Origin of the sequence: Borrelia turcica IST7, assembly GCF_003606285.1 — a bacterium.
Lineage (GTDB): Bacteria > Spirochaetota > Spirochaetia > Borreliales > Borreliaceae > Borrelia > Borrelia turcica.
In genome coordinates this window covers 437,146-454,751 of record NZ_CP028884.1, presented here as the reverse complement: position 1 = coordinate 454,751, position 17,606 = coordinate 437,146, and the positions used below count along the sequence as shown (strand labels likewise).

At 31.2% G+C, this 17,606-nt stretch carries 12 protein-coding genes and 2 rRNA genes; 7 read left to right on the top strand and 7 right to left on the bottom strand.

From position 1 onward, the window contains the following. Positions 1-5 precede the first annotated feature (5 nt). Positions 6-530, bottom strand: a complete 525-nt coding sequence (gene hpt, locus DB313_RS02175) for a hypoxanthine phosphoribosyltransferase (RefSeq protein WP_120104216.1) — start codon at positions 528-530, stop codon at positions 6-8. A gap of 134 nt (positions 531-664) precedes the next feature. Between hpt and DB313_RS02170 the strand changes: the two genes are divergently transcribed. Then, the gene (locus tag DB313_RS02170) at positions 665-1,507 is read left to right on the top strand and encodes a Cof-type HAD-IIB family hydrolase (RefSeq protein WP_120104215.1); all 843 of its coding nucleotides are present in this window, start codon (positions 665-667) and stop codon (positions 1,505-1,507) included. Positions 1,508-1,557: 50 nt separating this feature from the next. On the opposite strand, the gene DB313_RS02165 is transcribed toward DB313_RS02170, so the two are convergent. Continuing rightward, positions 1,558-2,040, bottom strand: a complete 483-nt coding sequence (locus tag DB313_RS02165) for a hypothetical protein (protein WP_120104214.1) — start codon at positions 2,038-2,040, stop codon at positions 1,558-1,560. Positions 2,041-2,245: 205 nt separating this feature from the next. Here DB313_RS02165 and DB313_RS02155 point away from each other — a divergent pair. The 4 genes from DB313_RS02155 to DB313_RS02140 all read left to right on the top strand — a co-directional run bounded on the left by DB313_RS02155 (position 2,246) and on the right by DB313_RS02140 (position 10,744). Continuing rightward, positions 2,246-5,181, top strand: a 23S ribosomal RNA gene (locus DB313_RS02155). A 23-nt stretch (positions 5,182-5,204) separates the two neighbouring features. Then, positions 5,205-5,315: ribosomal RNA gene (gene rrf, locus DB313_RS02150) — 5S ribosomal RNA — on the top strand. Positions 5,316-5,435: 120 nt separating this feature from the next. Beyond that, entirely contained in the window at positions 5,436-9,815 is a 4,380-nt protein-coding gene (locus DB313_RS02145; protein WP_238614513.1) for a response regulator, read from the top strand. After that, entirely contained in the window at positions 9,812-10,744 is a 933-nt protein-coding gene (locus DB313_RS02140) for a GGDEF domain-containing response regulator (protein WP_120104211.1), read from the top strand. The genes DB313_RS02145 and DB313_RS02140 overlap by 4 nt, the downstream gene beginning before the upstream one ends. A 2-nt stretch (positions 10,745-10,746) precedes the next feature. On the opposite strand, the gene DB313_RS02135 is transcribed toward DB313_RS02140, so the two are convergent. From DB313_RS02135 to DB313_RS02110, 5 genes are all read right to left on the bottom strand, one after another. Continuing rightward, complete coding sequence (locus DB313_RS02135) at positions 10,747-11,787, bottom strand: hypothetical protein (protein WP_120104210.1); 1,041 nt, start codon at positions 11,785-11,787, stop codon at positions 10,747-10,749. A 109-nt stretch (positions 11,788-11,896) separates the two neighbouring features. Beyond that, positions 11,897-12,523, bottom strand: coding sequence for an adenylate kinase (locus DB313_RS02125; RefSeq protein WP_120104209.1), 627 nt, complete (start codon positions 12,521-12,523; stop codon positions 11,897-11,899). A gap of 33 nt (positions 12,524-12,556) precedes the next feature. After that, complete coding sequence (locus DB313_RS02120; protein WP_120104208.1) at positions 12,557-13,765, bottom strand: TraB/GumN family protein; 1,209 nt, start codon at positions 13,763-13,765, stop codon at positions 12,557-12,559. A gap of 23 nt (positions 13,766-13,788) precedes the next feature. Next, entirely contained in the window at positions 13,789-14,949 is a 1,161-nt protein-coding gene (locus DB313_RS02115; protein WP_120104207.1) for a chemotaxis protein CheB, read from the bottom strand. A gap of 35 nt (positions 14,950-14,984) precedes the next feature. Then, positions 14,985-15,845 carry a CheR family methyltransferase gene (locus tag DB313_RS02110; RefSeq protein WP_120104206.1) on the bottom strand — a complete coding sequence of 287 codons (861 nt, stop codon included), beginning with the start codon at positions 15,843-15,845 and terminating at the stop codon, positions 14,985-14,987. A 148-nt stretch (positions 15,846-15,993) separates the two neighbouring features. Here DB313_RS02110 and DB313_RS02105 point away from each other — a divergent pair, with 148 nt between their 5' ends. Both DB313_RS02105 and DB313_RS02100 read left to right on the top strand, forming a co-directional pair. Beyond that, positions 15,994-17,013, top strand: a complete 1,020-nt coding sequence (locus DB313_RS02105) for a peptidylprolyl isomerase (protein WP_120104205.1) — start codon at positions 15,994-15,996, stop codon at positions 17,011-17,013. Then, a complete protein-coding gene (locus DB313_RS02100; RefSeq protein WP_120104204.1) occupies positions 17,010-17,606 on the top strand; it encodes a diacylglycerol/polyprenol kinase family protein in 597 nt (198 codons plus the stop codon). The genes DB313_RS02105 and DB313_RS02100 overlap by 4 nt, the downstream gene beginning before the upstream one ends.

Sequence of the window (17,606 nt, the reverse complement as noted above, 5' to 3'; positions counted from 1 at the left end):
GTCTCCTATTTGTTTATTTTTGCTACATCCTTTAAGGTTCTGTGTTTTTCATTAAAATCAATACCATACCCAACTATAAAATGATTATCGATTTCAAAGCCCACATAGTCTATGTGTAGTTCTGTTAATCTTCTGGATGGTTTATTGAAAAGAACACAGGTTTTAATCTCTTTGGGATTCTTCGTTTTTAAATGTTCAATAATTTTTTTATATGTTAATCCAGTATCTATAATATCGTCAAAGAGTATTACATAGCAGTTTTCTATATTAATATCAATGTCTTTTTTTATGATTACTTTTAGTGAAGAATGTGCCTTATTACCATAACTTGAAGCTTGCAGGAAATCTATTTTTACATTGAGTCCAATCTCTCTTATAATGTCTGCAAAAAATATAAATGAGCCTTTAAGAAGAGATATAAAAACTACGTTATTCTTGTCCTTGTAATAATCTTTAATCTCTTGAGCCAACTCTTTAATTTTATTTTTAATTTTTTCTTCTGAGAATAAAGTTGAAATTTGATCATTCATTAAGCTTATGTTTGACTCTCTATTTGTAATCTTTAACATTATAATTGTATTTTTTTTATAAGTTTAATTCAAGTTAAATTGTAGTTCGTAGCCAATAGAAGTATGATATTATTTATCTAAAAGAGAGATTATATATGAATTCTAATTATGAAAAATATAAGATGCTCGTTTTTGATCTTGATGGTACTTTACTTAATAATGAGCATAAAATTACACCATTAACTCTTAAAGTTCTTTTAAAGTTAAGGAAAGATTTTCGTATCATTATTGCTACTGGTAGGAGATTAGGTGAAATTAAGGATGTTCTGAATCAACTTAAAGAGATTGATATTGAAAAGGGTTATATGATAACAGCCAATGGATCTGAAGTGTTTTTGCAGAATAATCTAATCTTGAGGTATAAGATAGAATATGGCCTAGTAAGAGAAATTCTTAAGCTTGAGAGAGGAGAAATCGATATTAATCTTTATACTTTAAGCGATTGGTATTCTGATAGAGAGGTTAGGAGCCCAATTATGAATCATTTTATTAGTCACTTAGGAATAAAACCTGTTATTACTGATTTGTTTTCTCTTCAAGTAGACTCTTTATCTAAAATAGTTTATTTTTCTCAAAATTTTATTACTCTTGAAAAATTTGGAAATACAATAAGAGAGAAGAATTTCAAGGATATAAGTGTATTTTACTCTGCTCAAGATCTATTAGAAATTACAAATATTAATGCTAATAAGTATAATGCTGTTAAAAATGTTGCTTTATTTGAATGTGTTGATATTGGAGATATCTTGGCATTTGGAGATAATGGTAATGATTATGAAATGCTAAAAAATGTTGGAAAGGGTATTGTAATGAAGAATGCAAATGAATTTGTGAGGACTAGTTTACCAAATAATGAGGTTACAAAGTTTAGTAACGATGAAGATGGAGTTGCAAAGTTTTTAATTGATTTTTTTAATCTTGATATTGATTTTAACTAGTCTCTCTAAATTAATTGTATTTTAGCTTTTAAAATTTGAATAAATAATACTTATTTAATGTCTTTATTTTGTTGCATATATTTTTCATAAGCATTTTTTATACTTTCTGCTCTACTATATAAAATAGAGGTTTCATTGATTAATGGTATGAAATGCAACTTTTTTTCATCTAATGTATATTTATTAAAAGTATCATCTTTAATAAATAGATTTTCATTATAATTTTCTAGTTTATTTTTTAATTCATTTTCTATGAATTGTTTATCTTCTGTGGTCATTTTGTTTGCAAATTCAATATTATTTTTTTCAATTATTTTTTTTGTAATAACGAACCAATTTAGTAGTTCTTTGATATAACTTTCAGCATATTTTTTTAAATTGGTAATTTCTTGTTCGTTGGTATTTGTTTCTAGAGAAATTATTTTAATAATCTTATCTTCATCAACTTTTGGTATTTCGGGAATATCTTTTGGTGTTGAGGTACAGTTTAGGATAAATAAATATAATATTAGACTGATTATTTTTTTGTACATGTCTACTCCTTGTGAGTTAATTATAGCATTTGATAGGTTATTATTAGAATTTTTGTTTTATAACTTTAGATTGGTCAACTATTTTAAAAGAATTATTGATAAAAAATATTTTAAAGCTATTGACATAGAAAAAGTAAAAGTATATATTAGTTTATGTTGTATAAATGATTGAGATTGGCAAGTTAGAGACGGAAGATAAAAATATGGTCAAAGTAATAAAGAGTCTATGGTGAATGCCTAGGAGCTTTAAGGCGAAGAAGGTCGTGGTAAGCTGCGAAAAGCTTGGGGGAGAAGCAAACATTTTATGATCCCGAGATTACCGAATGGAGTAATCCAATTAGCTAGATGCTAATTATCTACTGCGTAGGCAGTAGAGGCTATACCAGGGGAAGTGAACCATCTAAGTACCCTGAGGAAAAGAAATCAAAGAGATTCCCTAAGTAGTGGCGAGCGAAAGGGGAGTAGCCCAAACTTTGGATGTGCCAAGCTGCAGAGCGTTGCATTCGGAGGGTTGTAGGACACTTGAAGTTTAGTCTGTAATAAACTGAGAAGTTACAAAATATTTATATAGAAGAATAATCTGGAAAGGTTAGCCAGAGAAGGTGATAGCCCTGTAATTTAAATATAAATATCTTCTTAAAGATGTTCCTGAGTAGGACGAGACACGAGAAACCTTGTCTGAAGCTGGGGAGACCACTCTCCAAGGCTAAATACTAGAAAGCTACCGATAGTGAAGAGTACCGTGAGGGAAAGGTGAAAAGAACCCCGGGAGGGGAGTGAAATAGAACTGAAACCGTAGACTTACAAGCAGTCAGAGCCATGATTTATTCATGGTGATGGCGTGCCTTTTGCATAATGAACCTGCGAGTTATCATGTCTAGCAAGGTTAAGGCATTGAAGTGCTGGAGCCTGAGCGAAAGCGAGTCTTAAAAGGGCGATTTAGTTAGATGTGGTAGACCCGAAGCCGAGTGATCTATTTATGGCCAGGCTGAAGCTTGGGTAAAACCAAGTGGAGGGCCGAACCCTAGTCTGTTTAAAAAGGCAGGGATGAGCTGTGAATAGGAGTGAAAGGCTAAACAAACTCGGAGATAGCTGGTTCTCCCCGAAATGGATTTAAGTTCAGCCTTATTTTAGTGCAATAGAGGTAGAGCACTAATTGAGCTAGGGCCTGTCAAAGGGTACCAAACTCAGTTAAACTCCGAATGCTATTGTATGATGAATAGGAGTGAGACTATGGGCGATAAGGTTCATGGTCGAGAGGGAAACAACCCAGATCAACAGCTAAGGTCTCAAAAATGTGTTAAGTGGAAAAGGAGGTTTAGGTACGTAAACAGCCAGGAGGTTGGCTTAGAAGCAGCCATACCTTTAAAGAGTGCGTAATAGCTCACTGGTCGAGTACTTAAGCGCCGATAATGTAACGGGGCTAAACACATTACCGAAGCTTTGGACTCTAATTTAGGTTAGAGTGGTAGGGGAGCGTTCTGTAAGCCTGAGAAGTTAAACTGGGAAGTTTGATGGAGGTATCAGAAGTGAGAATGCAGGTATGAGTAACGAAAAAATGGGTGAGATCCCCATTCGCCGAAAACCTAAGGTTTCCTGGGTGAAGGTCGTCTTCCCAGGGTTAGTCGGCCCCTAAGGCAAAGCTGAAAAGTGAAGTCGATGGGAAACGGGTTAATATTCCCGTACCTCTTATAGTTTCGATTGGAGTGACGCATGAGGTTAACTACTGCTAGGCGATGGTTGTCCTAGTTTAAGCATTAAGGTGTTGATTTTAGTAGGAAAATCCGCTAAAAGAGCTGAGATGTGATGATGAGTGTTGTTTAGGCAACATGAAATGTAGGTAGTCAAGGTGCCAAGAAATAACTTCTAAGGTTAGGCTATGAGGGACCGTACCGTAAACCGACACAGGTAGGTGGGATGAAAATTCTAAGGCGCGCGAGAGAATCCACGTTAAGGAACTCTGCAAAATACGTACGTAACTTCGGGATAAGTACGACCTAAGAGATTAGGTAGCATAAAAATGGTCCAAACGACTGTTTACCAAAAACACAGGTCTCTGCAAATCTGTAAAGAGAAGTATAGGGACTGACACCTGCCCGGTGCTGGAAGGTTAAGAGGAGATGTTAGTGTAAAAGCGAGGCATTGAATTCAAGCCCCAGTAAACGGCGGCCGTAACTATAACGGTCCTAAGGTAGCGAAATTCCTTGTCGGGTAAGTTCCGACCCGCACGAATGGTGTAACGATTTGGACGCTGTCTCAACGTGGAGCTCGGTGAAATTGAAGTATCGGTGAAGATGCCGATTACTTGTGGTTAGACGGAAAGACCCCGTGAACCTTTACTATAGCTTGGTATTGAAATTTGGTTAAGTATGTGTAGGATAGGTGGGAGACTTTGAAGCTATCTCGTTAGGGATAGTGGAGTCGCACTTGAAATACCACCCTTGTTTAATTAAGTTTCTAACTCATAGTGATATGAGGAGAGTGCCAGGTGGGTAGTTTGACTGGGGCGGTCGCCTCCTAAAGAGTAACGGAGGTGCGCAAAGGTTACCTTAGAGTGGTTGGAAATCACTCTGTAAGTGTAAAGGCATAAGGTAGCTTAACTGTGAGACTGACAAGTCGAACAGATACGAAAGTAGGTCTTAGTGATCTGGCGGTAGCGAGTGGAAGCGCCGTCACTTAACGAATAAAAGGTACTCCGGGGATAACAGGCTTATCCTCCCCAAGAGTTCACATCGACGGGAGGGTTTGGCACCTCGATGTCGGCTCATCGCATCCTAGGGCTGAAGCAGGTCCTAAGGGTATGGCTGTTCGCCATTTAAAGCGGTACGCGAGCTGGGTTCAGAACGTCGTGAGACAGTTTGGTCCCTATCTGCCACAAGCGTTGGATATTTGAGAGGAACTATCTTTAGTACGAGAGGACCGAGATGGACGAACCTCTAGTGTACCAGTTATCCTGCCAAGGGTAAGTGCTGGGTAGCTACGTTCGGAAGGGATAACCGCTGAAAGCATCTAAGTGGGAAGCCTTCCTCAAGATGAGATATCCTATGAGGGTCCTGGAAGAATACCAGGTTGATAGGTTAGAAGTGTAAGTATAGTAATATATTAAGCTGACTAATACTAATTACCCGAATCTTTGACCATATTTTTGTCTTCCTTATAAATACCCTGGTGGTTAAAGAAGAGAGGAAACACCTGTTATCATTCCGAACACAGAAGTTAAGCTCTTATTCGCTGATGGTACTGCGAGTTCGCGGGAGAGTAGGTTATTGCCAGGGTTTTTTTTATTTTTAGATACTATTAAAGTACATGGTAAAGATGCGTAGCTTTATTATTATTTTTTTGTTTTTTTTTTAACTATTAATTTATTTGCTAATCAGACTATAAAATTTAAACTTGTGGATCAGTACTACCCTCTTTATTATAAAAATAAAGAGGGTAGTACTGTTGGTATGATTTTCCCTATTCTTTCTAAGTGGGCACAAGATCATAATTATGATATCAGTATAGAGACTATTGATTATCTTGATAGAGATAAAATTGAAGACGATGTAATTTATTTAGGATTGACATATAGTTCAAATTTAAATGAATATCTTTATTTTAAAAATGAAATTGGCAAATGTGTTACTGCTTTACTTTATGATAAAAAAGAAGGTAAAAATAAATCTAGTTCCTATCCTCTAAAGGATTTACGAATAGGTGTTGTAGAAAACACAATATATGAGGATATTTTAAGACTTCATAGACGTGTTGATAATGTACTTTTATTTAAAGATACTGAAGAATTACTTTTAGCGTTAAGAGATCATAAGATTGATTTAGTATATGGAAGTTGTAAGTCATTGCCTTGTGTGTGGTATAGAACTTTTTATCCATATTTTATTAGTATTTTTAATACTGACTATTTTCATAGTGTTAGTATAAGAGTTGCTGTTAGTAAAAATGCTAATAATGATTTAAAATTTCTAAATGTTGATCTTTTGAGCTACATGAAGTCACTTTCTGTAGAAGAATATAAATCTTTTAAGGAATTTGATATTTTGTATGCTCTTGATATTGGAATATATAATGATTACCCTCCTTTAAGTTTTATTGATTCTAAGGGTCGACCTTCAGGTATTTTAGTTGATTTGTGGCATACTCTTTCTAGGGAATACGGGTTTGCAGTAAACTTTATAGGATTTCCAAAAGAAAGCATTAAAAAAAGCTTGGATGATAAAAATGTCTCTATTTGGGGTGGCATTATTAAGGAAAGTAGGGATAGCTTAGACTCTAAAAATTATAAAGAGACTATTCCTATATACTCACTTAATTTTAAACTTTATTTTACGAATGCTAAAAATAGTAAAAAGGTAATAAATTCACAAATTATTGATTTTGATTTCGATAATTTTAGTCTAGATAAAAATACAGACATAGTAAATAATTTTGCAGGTATAGTAAATAAATCATATGGATTTGTAGAAAATTCAATAACCACAAGATATTTATCAAAAATGCATGGGTACAATAATATATTAAAATCTGAAGATTCAAAGTTCAATCAAAGTAGATCTTTGGTATTTGCAACCAACAATAAAAGATTTAAATTGTTTGCATATGTTCTTAATGCATTAATAGAAAACTTTTTCTTTGATACTTTATTACAAATAGATAATAATTGGCTTGGTCAAGATGAAATTAAAGATTATCAAAATAATGGATATGGCTATGTAGGTAAGAATGACTTTAATATTGAGGAAAAAATTTGGTTACTGAATAATAAAGAATTAAATCTTGCTGTAAAAGATTGGTATCCTATTGATTATTTTGATTCTAATGGTTATAGAGGAGTAAATGAAGGGTTAATTGATAAGGTACAAAGATTGACAAATTTAAAGTTCAATATAGTCAAGGTAAATAAAGAAGATGATATTGAGAATTTAATTAATATAGGAAAAGTAGATGTATTAGCCACTAATTTAGAAGATGAGAATCTAGACTATTTGTTCAATATTAATGCAAGTTCGGGAATTCCACTTTATGTTTTTTCGAATAAGATTAAAGTATTCCCTTTTAATTTTTCTGATAAATGTGCAATACTTAAATTTTTATATACAAAGGAAATATCAGCTAAGTCAAGAGTACAGTTAGTACAGGTGGAGAATTTTAAGGAAGCTTTAGATCTTCTTTATAGTGGTAAAGTAAGCGGGATTATTAGTGATGAGTATACTGCTGCTGTTAATTTTGAGGATTTAAATGTCAGAGATGTTAAAAAACTTCCTGCTGATATAGATTTAAAATTTGATTTAAATGTTGCAGTAAATAAACAAGATTATATTTTAAGGGGAATTATACAAAAAAGTTTATTCCGTGCGAATGTTAGGAATAGACTATATTTTGATGATTGGGTGTCTAATGTTTATGAGAGGTCTATTGCTATAGGATTTAGAAGATCTTTTGTGACAGCATTAATCATTGGTATTCTTGTTTTTACCATTCTTGTAGTTTCATTGTTTAATTTAGTTCAGGAATTATATTTTAGAAAAAAGATGTATTTTTCTGCAATAAGTGAAAAAAAAGTTATTGAAAATGCTATTAATGATAAAACTATTTTTGTTGCAAGCATGAGCCATGATATTCGTACTCCTATTAATGGGATAGTAGCAGCTACTGAACTCTTGGATCGTACGGATCTTGTAAGTAATCAAAGAGAATATGTTCAAATTATAAATTATTCTTCTAAATCATTGCTTTCTTTAATTGATGATATATTGTACATCTCTAAAATAGATATGAATGGAATATATATTGAAAATAATGATATAGATTTGGAGCGTGAAATTGAAAGTGTTGTAAAGAGTTTTCAGCCTCAGAGTGCAAAGCAGAACCTTGATTTAATTTTTTATTCAAAATCGAATTTAGAAAATTACTTAATAGGCGATATTTCTAGATTGAAGCAGGTGCTTATTAATTTAATAGGAAATGCTTTTAAATTTACTAATGATGGGATGATAGTTTTAAATTATGAAAATATATATAGTACAAAGGATAATAGAGGAAATGAAATAGTTACTATTGAATTTAAGGTAATTGATACTGGGAGAGGGATTAAACAACAGAGTATACCTGAAATATTTGAGTTATTTAAACAAGAGGATAACTCTGATGCAAGAATACATGGAGGTATTGGGCTTGGGCTTGCTATCTCAAAAAAACTTGTCAGTTTAATGGGTGGTCCTGGTATTGCAGTTGAGAGTGAAATAGGTATGGGAACAACTTTTTCATTTATGTTGCCTTTTGTTTTAGGTAACAAGATTGAGGACAGGGATAAAGAGTTAAATAAATTTGAACTGGTAAGAGATAAAAAGATTTTAAGTTTGGTTTTAAGTAAAAGGGCTGTTAAGGTTTTAAATGAAATAAGTGAGATATTTGATTACAAAGATAACATAAATTACTCTTATTCTTATGATGATGCTTATGGGATATTTTATAAAAATCCTGACTATGATTTTGTTTTTATAAATGTAAATAGTACTGGTGTGCAAGAAGGGATTGATTTTGCTAACAGAATAAAAAAATTGAATTCAAGTACAAGAATAATTTTCGTACTACCTTATTTACCAAATAATGAGATGATTAATCTTGAGTATGAGTATATTCAAAAACCTTTTAGAAGATGGGATTTTTATTCTAATTGGATTAGCAATGGTACGACTGTAGATGAACCGTTACTAAATGATTTTAGTGTTCTTAAAATAAGAGATAATGTTCGCATTTTAATAGCTGAGGATAATGAAATTAATCAGAAAGTTTTAAAAAATATTTTAGTTGCTATAGGAGTCAGAGAAAATTCTATTGATATTGTGGAAGATGGGGTGAATGCTATTGAGTCTTTAAAAAATAGTAGATATGACATAGCCTTTATTGATATAAGAATGCCAATTTGTGATGGCTTTTCGGTAGCTAAAGAGATACGTGAATATGAGAGTCAGAATAACTTAAGTCCATGTGTTTTAATAGCTGTAACAGCACATGCGTTAAGGGAATATAAAGATAGATGTTTTGAGCATGGAATGAATGATTATATTGTAAAACCAATACAAATTAGGGTAATAAAGAATGTATTGTCAAAATATTTACAAATTGAGTTTGAAGAAACTAAGAGTAGTGAAGATATTAATTTAGGTAAATATCCGGATTTACCTCATTTGGATATTAAGAAAGCTTTAAGGGAGCTTGATATCTCATATGATGTATATTGTGAGTTATGCAAGGGACTTGTTGATGTCATTTATACTTTTATTCATGAATTAGATGAAGCTTTTAATGTAGGCGATTTAGAATTAGTAAAGAGCATGGCACATTCAATTGCGGGGGCTCTTGGAAATATGCGCATTAGCTTATTTGAGAAGTTTAGAGAGATTGAGATAAGTAAAAGAACACTGCATGAATTGGAGATGTTTTACTATGAAGCACGTAAAGATTTGATTGTACTTATTGGAAATATAAAAACATACATTTTAAATACTGTTGATAATGTAGGTCAGGAAAAATTAAACTTTAAAAGTAATGATGAGTTTTTGAATCTTATGCGAAAGCTTTTACATGGAATAGAGAATAGAAATCCAAAAGAATATAAGGAAATACTTGAGATTCTTAAAAAATATAATTTAGACGAAAATAAAAAGATATTGTTTGATTCTCTTCTTAAAAATTTAAGATTATATAAGTTTGAAGATAGTTCTAAAATTGTTCAAGATATGATGGGTTTTGGTAATATAGAGAAGACATGATGGAAGGGAAAGTACTGGATGATTTGGAAGAAAGTAGAGATGAAGTTCAAAAATTACTTCTTGTAGATGATACTCCTACAAATTTAGATTTACTAATAGATATACTACAAGATGAATATGAAATCCGAGTTGCAATAAATGGGCTTGATGCTTTAAAGCAGGTGAAGATTGATAGTCCTGACCTTATCCTTCTTGATGTATTGCTTCCAGACATTAGTGGTTATGAGGTTTGTAAAAGGCTTAAGGGTGATCCTGAAACAAGAGATATTCCTATAATTTTTATTAGTTCAAGAGATTCTACCGATGCTCAACTTGAAGGATTTAATGTTGGTGGAGTAGATTATATCTTAAAACCCTTTAATGCAAGGATTATTGATGCAAGAATTAAAACGCATCTTGAGCTTAAAAGGCTTAGAGATTATTTTAAAAATCTTGCAAGAATTGATGGACTTACTCAAATTCCTAATAGAAGATTCTTTACAGATAAATTTGCTAAATCTTGGATGAAAGCCTTGGAATATAAAGAACGCGTCATTGTGGGAATGTTAGATATTGATTATTTTAAAAAATATAATGATAATTACGGACATACCAATGGCGATGAATGTCTTAAGTTGATTGCAAAGAGCTTGAATAAGATTGCTTTGAAATATAAGATAGATGTTGCGCGTTACGGTGGAGAAGAATTTATTTTATTTTCTGTTAATAAGAGTTTAGAGGAAATGATTAATATTGTTAGTTTAATAATAGAAGAAATTAGAAATTTGGAAATAGTTCATGAATACAACAGTGTTTCTAAATTTGTGACAGTTTCAATTGGACTTGCTGAGCAAATTCCTCATGATACTAATTTTACTAATATTATTAAACTTGCTGATGATAAGTTGTATGAGGCTAAGGTATCTGGCCGAAATCAGTTTAAATATTAAAGTTAAATTTTATAAGTTAAAGAAAACCCAATAGAATCGTAGTGCATGTATGAATTATTTGTAATAATTCTTTTTAAAATATCAGACATGCCTATTGTATCTTCCGTGTACATAGGTTTTGTTGAGAATTTGAGTTGCATATCTAGACTTAAATGTGATGTGATTTCAAATTTTGTAATAAAGGAAATATTGTGATAAAAGAAGTCACTTCCCCATCCTTTATTTGATATTGTGCTTACATATCTAGCATTACCAATGTATGTTTTTCCTTCATATAAAAGCCCTATTACATTAAGGTATAATGGCATTTTATAGGCTAATAGTGCATAAGGATTTATTGTAAATCCATTTACGTTTTTGCCTTCATCGGATTTATATATCCAAAGTTGGCCAGAAATAGCATGTGCATTATTTATGTGCAAAATATTGCTGCCAAGTACGGTAATAATATGAGTCCATTCCCCACCAAGTACAGCATTAAAGTCAAATTGTAGGCGACCTCCCATTGTTATTTCGGAATAAAATTCAGTATTTTTTGAATATTCTCCATTTCCAATATGCACTCCAATACCCTTAAATCCAAATCCTTTCCAGCCTACTCCAACTTCAACTGCTGTATATAAATTCATAAAGGCAATGGGAGTGAGACCGATGCTACCTTTAAGTAAGGCAAGAACGGGCGAGAGTCCAATGTTTAAGTCTAAATCTATTCCATTGCTTTGGAATAAAAGTGAGTCGGGATTATCTAAGACTTTAATAAATTTATAGTAGCCTAAATATGAAATTAGTTTAACACTTCCCCATGAACTGGGTGAGATTTGATTGTTTGGTGCTACGGGTTTGATCTGAGGAGTTATGAAACTTGGAGAGAAAAAACTACCTGTTGTTCCAAGTGCGTGTGGAGGATAATAAGCAGTTTGAAGGTTGATATAAAAATATTCTTTGTTTATGGTATCTTGATTTTCATTTGAATGAACCAAAAAGGACTGTAAGAATAGCAAATATATAAACAAAATTTTTAGTATATAAATCTTTGTTTTCATAATTTCCACTCCATCAACATTTTAAGATGCATTTATATTGTGAAGTCTATTGCTAATTGAGTAAAAATCTATTAATGGCTTTGTTTGTAAGAATATTTTCTATTTAAGTTTATGCTATTATTTCCATCAAATTTTTTTCCACTCCATCAATATTTTGAGATGCATTTATATTGTGAAGTCTATTGCTAATTGAGTAGAAATCTATTAATGGCTTTGTTTGTAAGTGATATTCTTGAAGTCTTATTTTTAAAGACTCTTCTGTATCGTCTTTTCGTTGATAAAGAGTGCCTTTGCAAATGTCACAAATACCATTTTCTTTTGTAGGAAGTGTATATATATTAAATATTCCACCGCAAGTCTTGCATATTCTTCTTCCGGAAAGTCTTTTAATGAGGATCTCTTCATCAATTAAAAAATTTATTATTTTAAGATTTTGCAAGAATTTATCTAAAGCCTGAGCTTGACAGATATTTCTTGGAAAACCATCAAGAATAAAATTATCCGGATTATCAAGCGTATTAATTTTATCTTCAACGATTTTAATTGTGATTGAATCAGGAACTAATTTCCCGCTTTCAACTATTTGTTTTATTTCTTTACCAAGGATTGTAGAATTTAATATATTTTCCCTAAAGAGATCTCCTGTTGAAATGTGATAATAGTTTAGTTTTTTTAAAATAATCTTAGCAATTGTACCTTTTCCAGAACCTGGAGGTCCTAAAAAAACAAGTTTCATAATTCAACTCCTGTATGTCTTTATTTTTAGTTTTTAGCTGAAAATATTTAACAAAAATTTAAGACCAACAATTGTTCCAATAGAAGATCCAATGTTTACAAAGAATACTATCAGTAAAATTTTTGTAACTTTATTCTTAAAATATCCTTTTATATTAGTTAAATCTTCTTGTAAGCTTTCAAAGTCTTTTATTTTTGGTTTATTTATGTAAGCTTCAACAAGTCCTGCAACCATACCTGTTCCAATGAATGGAATTAGAGAAAATATTGGAGCACCAATTGAAGCTGTGAATATTGTTATAATATTGGCTCTTAATAAAAGAGCAGCAATACCTGCAAACGAAGCGTTAAGTATTATCCAAAGTTCTAAGTTTTTAAAGGCAAAATCAAATCCCTTAAAGTAAAATGAACTTACTATTAGTACAATAACTAAGATAGGTATTAAATAAGATACTAGTTTACCAAGTGAGAAGGTTTTCTTAGGTATATTGCTTAAAGCATCAATGTTTATTACTTTCTTGTTTTCTTTAATGTTTTTCAAATTTGTTATTATGCCCTTTACATGACCAGCACCGACAACAGCAAAGGTTGTACCTGAACCTTCAAGTATTTTGCTTGCTATAAATTCGTCTCTTTCATCGATTAAAACTTTTTTAACAGTAGGAATTTCTTTTGCAAGCTCTTCCATCATGCTTGAGAGGACATCTTGTTCTTTTAATTTTTCAATTTCATCTGTTGTTACTTTTGTATCTGAGAATGAGAACAGACTTGATATTATTTTAACTTTTTCTGTAAATGGAACGCAATTCCAAGCCCTCTTTAGTGTTATCTCAACTTTTCTGTCTGCAAGTATTATTGGAATATTGTGTTCCCTAGCTTTCAAAATAGCTGTTTTCATCTCTTCGCCAGGACTAATTCCTTGTTCTTTTGCTAACTTTTTTTGGAAATTGCTTAATATTATTTGAACTATTAATAAAAATGCTTTTCCTTGTTTTATTGCCTTATATATATCTAAGTCTTGCCATTTCTTATGCTCATCCGTGTCTAGAATTGCATTGTAGCGTGCCTTATCAAGTTCAACAGCAATGAAGGATGGTTTTAGCTTTTCAATTAAAGTAGCTGTGTCTTGTGAACTTTTCTTTGATACATGTGCTGTACCTAATATGTATATTTTATTATTATCTACATCAAGAGTACTAACATGCGAAAAACAATCCTCAGTGTTCTCTTCTTTAAAGTTCAAATAATATCCTTATCTTTAAAACTTCAACCATCAAGCAGAATGGCCTTTAATAATTTTACCACATGGTTTATCGAAACTATATAGTCTACATTATTTTCTTCTATTGCTATTTTGGGCATGCCAAAAACCACTGAACTTTCCTTGTCTTGAGCGATCGTGAGTCCGCCGGCTTTTTTAATCTCTCCAATTTCTCTAGATCCATCACTTCCCATTCCTGTCATTATGAAGGCTATTGCTTTTTCTTTCACATTTTCTGATATGGATTTAAATAAAACTCCAATAGATGGTTTATGACCGTTTACATTTTCATCGTCAAATACTTCTATTTGATAGTTGTCATTAATCTTATTAATTCTTGTGTGGTATCCGCTTGAACTTATGTATATGAATCCTCTTTGTAGTATTTCTTTGTTGATTGTTTCCTTTACAACTAAGTTACAAATATTATTAAGACTTCTTGCAAATTCTGATGTAAATCCCTTTGGCATATGTTGAACAATGATTATTGGTATAGGAAAATTCTCAGGGATTTCTGGTAGTATAGCCTTTAATGCTACAGGACCTCCTGTAGATATTCCAATGACAACTATATCAAATTTTCTATTTTTAAGTTTTTTTAAATCTTCTTCATCTATTATTGTTTCTTGGTCAAAATCCTTATTTTCAATTGTATCTTTTTTGATTGTTAAATTTTCATCTATCGTGTTTATTGTATTTAAAATTTCTTCTTTTACTGTATTATTTGTTTCAATCTCATTTGTTTTTAATTTTAAATTAATATTATGGATAATTTTACTTTTTATGGCCTTTGTTCCGTAAGCATAGAGTAAGTCAATAATTTGATCTTTTATACATTCTATTTTAGCATCAGATTTGATGATAAAATCATCTGCTCCTTTTAAGAGTGTTTTTTTTGCTATGTCTTCGCTTGATGATAGAACGATAGTAGGAATTTTGTTATTCATGTTCCTTTTTGCTTGTAAAAAGTTAATTTCTTTTATTGTTTCTGTTTCTAAACTGAATAGTATGACATCGGGTTGTTTGTTAAGTTTTTTAAGAGCAAATTCTCCGTTAGATGCAGTAGCAATAACTTCAAGTTTTAGAGAAGAATTAATTATATCTGAGATGACTTTCCTATTAGTAGCAGAATCTTCAATAACAAGCACATAAATTTTTGTTCTCACTTGTGATTTGCTCCTATGAATTTGTGTTTATCAAATTATAACCTATATTTGGGTTGGAATTGAAATTTTCCTTTTGGAATACTTTGATCATCCTTTTCGTATATTATGGACCAGGGTGTTTTTAAAAATTTAAAAGGAAGATCAAGCCCAAATAGCGATTCTGAATGACCAATAAATAAGTAACTTTTCGCAGACATAGAGGAATAAAATTTTTTTAAAACTTGTATTTTAGATTTTTCATCGAAATAGATGAGCACATTTCTGCAAAAAATAACATCAATATTTGAAAATCCACTTTCAAAATTTAAGTTATGATAATCAAATCGTATGTGTTTCTTAATGTCATTTATCACCTTATATCCATCCATATAGGGTGTTATGTATTTTTTATACTTTGTTGGAATGTGTTCACATTTTTGAACAGAATAGTAACCTTCTCTTGCTATCATTAGAGATTTTAAACTTAAATCAGAAGCGATAACAACGAAGTCAAAGTTTTCTGGAAGATTGGATTTAAGAACAAATGCCAGTGAATACGGTTCTTCTCCACTTGAACAACCAGCAGACCACATAACAACTCTATTTTTATCTTCCTTATTTTTAATTTTTACTAAATTTGGAACTATAAATTTTTCAAATGTTTGAAAATGCGCTTCATTTCTAAAAAATCGAGTTAGATTTGTTGTGACAAGATCTAGGAAATAATCTTTTTTAAGTTTATCCGAAATGATTAAATCATATAGTTGTTTTGGAGTATTAATGTTTTCAAGTTCATGTATAGCATCATTAATTCGACCCTTTAGCACGATTTTATTTTTTTCATCAAAACAAATACCGCTATTTTCATATATAAAACTACAAAACTTCAAAAGAAGTTCATTGCTAATTTCTAACATTTAATAAAATCCAAATTTTATAACTTCCATTATTAATTAAGTATTACTTAATTATGATAAATTTCTAGTTAATTTTACAAATTTTACAAAATAATTGTAAAATTAAAGCTGATTGAGTTTGTTTAATATCAATATAAGGAAAATGTCTGTGAGAAAATATTCATTTTATTTTTTATTTATTTTAATATTAATAGGTTGTGTTAACAAAAAGGAAAATGCAGTGGAAGGTAATGGTATATTTGCGTCGATTTATACAAATAAAGGTAATATAAAGATAGAGCTTTACTATAAGGTTGCTCCTTTGACAGTTATGAATTTTATTGGTCTTAGTGAAGGACTTCTTAAAAATTCTGTTACAGATCGGCCTTATTTTGAAAATATTGTTTTTCATAGAGTTATTGATGGGTTTGTTGTACAGACGGGAGATCCTACAGGAACGGGTACTGGAGGACCGGGTTATTCTTTCCCTGATGAACTGGGGAGGGGTTTAAGTCATAATGTAGCAGGAATTGTTTCTATGGCTAATGCGGGCTCTGACACTAATGGAAGTCAATTTTTTATAACTCTATCGGATAATCTTACTTACCTTGATTCTAAGCATTCAATTTTTGGTAAAGTGGTTGCAGGGATGGACACGGTTTACAACATACGGCAAGGAGATAAAATAGAGAGAGTTGAAATCATTCGTGTTGGAGATGATGCTGAAGCCTTTAAGGTTAACAATGAAGAATTTATAAAATTAAAAGAAAGTTATGAGTCAAAAAAGAAAGAAGAAGCGGAAAAATATATATCTTCTCAGCTTGAAATGATTTATGAAAATTACAAAGATTATCAAAAGGATAATAATGATATTTTTTATAAGATCAATAAGCAAGGAAAGGGTAGAGGTGTTAAGAAGGGGGATGTTTTAAGAGTAGACTATGAAGGATTTTTACTAAGTGGAGTAAAATTTGACAGTTCAATTGACAGAGGAGAGTCAATTGAGGTTATGGTTGGTAGTGGGCAAGTAATTGAGGGTTGGGACATAATGTTGTCAGATATGTATGAAGGGGAAGAAAGGATGGTAATAATACCACCAAGACTTGCGTATGGGGATAGAGAGATTGGTGAGGTCATAAAACCAAATTCCTTTTTAAAATTTAATATTATTTTAAGGAAGATTAAGTGAAGCTTGATCGAATTTTTTTTGAAGAAAATATTAAATATGAGATTTATAGAAAATTCTTTCATATTTCTACTTTAATATTTTTGTTATTTTATAAAATGAATTTTTGGCTAGGGCTTGCATTTAGCCTATTTTTTATGATGATGTACTTAATTTCGGAAATGTTTAGACTTATGAGAATAAGTTTATTTTTTCTACAAGATATATCAGAAATCATGATAAAAACGAGAGAAATATCTTCTTGTAAGATAGCTCTATCTCCAATATTTTTAGTAGTGAGTATATTTTTCACTTATTATCTTGTACCGGAGCCTTTTAATTACATTGGAATATTTTCAGCCTGCCTTGGAGATGGACTAGCAAGCCTTTTTGGAAAGATAATTCCTTCTTTTAAACTTGTCAATAATAAAACATTTTCTGGTAGTGTTGCTATTTTTTTAGTTTCTTTTATTTCCTGTTATTACTTTTTTCCAAACTTAATAATAGCATCAGTTGTTGGCATGGGAGCTGTTATTGTTGAACTTTTTGATTTTAAAAAATACGATAATTTGTTTTTACCTGTAGGCGTGTCAATGATATCTTTTGTTGTGTGTTGA

Coding starts and splice junctions, on each gene's coding strand:
- hpt (WP_120104216.1), bottom strand. CDS start 530: ATGAATGATCAAATTTCAACTTTATTCTCAGAAGAAAAAATTAAAAAT.
- DB313_RS02170 (WP_120104215.1), top strand. CDS start 665: ATGAATTCTAATTATGAAAAATATAAGATGCTCGTTTTTGATCTTGAT.
- DB313_RS02165 (WP_120104214.1), bottom strand. CDS start 2,040: ATGTACAAAAAAATAATCAGTCTAATATTATATTTATTTATCCTAAAC.
- DB313_RS02140 (WP_120104211.1), top strand. CDS start 9,812: ATGATGGAAGGGAAAGTACTGGATGATTTGGAAGAAAGTAGAGATGAA.
- DB313_RS02135 (WP_120104210.1), bottom strand. CDS start 11,787: ATGAAAACAAAGATTTATATACTAAAAATTTTGTTTATATATTTGCTA.
- DB313_RS02125 (WP_120104209.1), bottom strand. CDS start 12,523: ATGAAACTTGTTTTTTTAGGACCTCCAGGTTCTGGAAAAGGTACAATT.
- DB313_RS02110 (WP_120104206.1), bottom strand. CDS start 15,845: ATGTTAGAAATTAGCAATGAACTTCTTTTGAAGTTTTGTAGTTTTATA.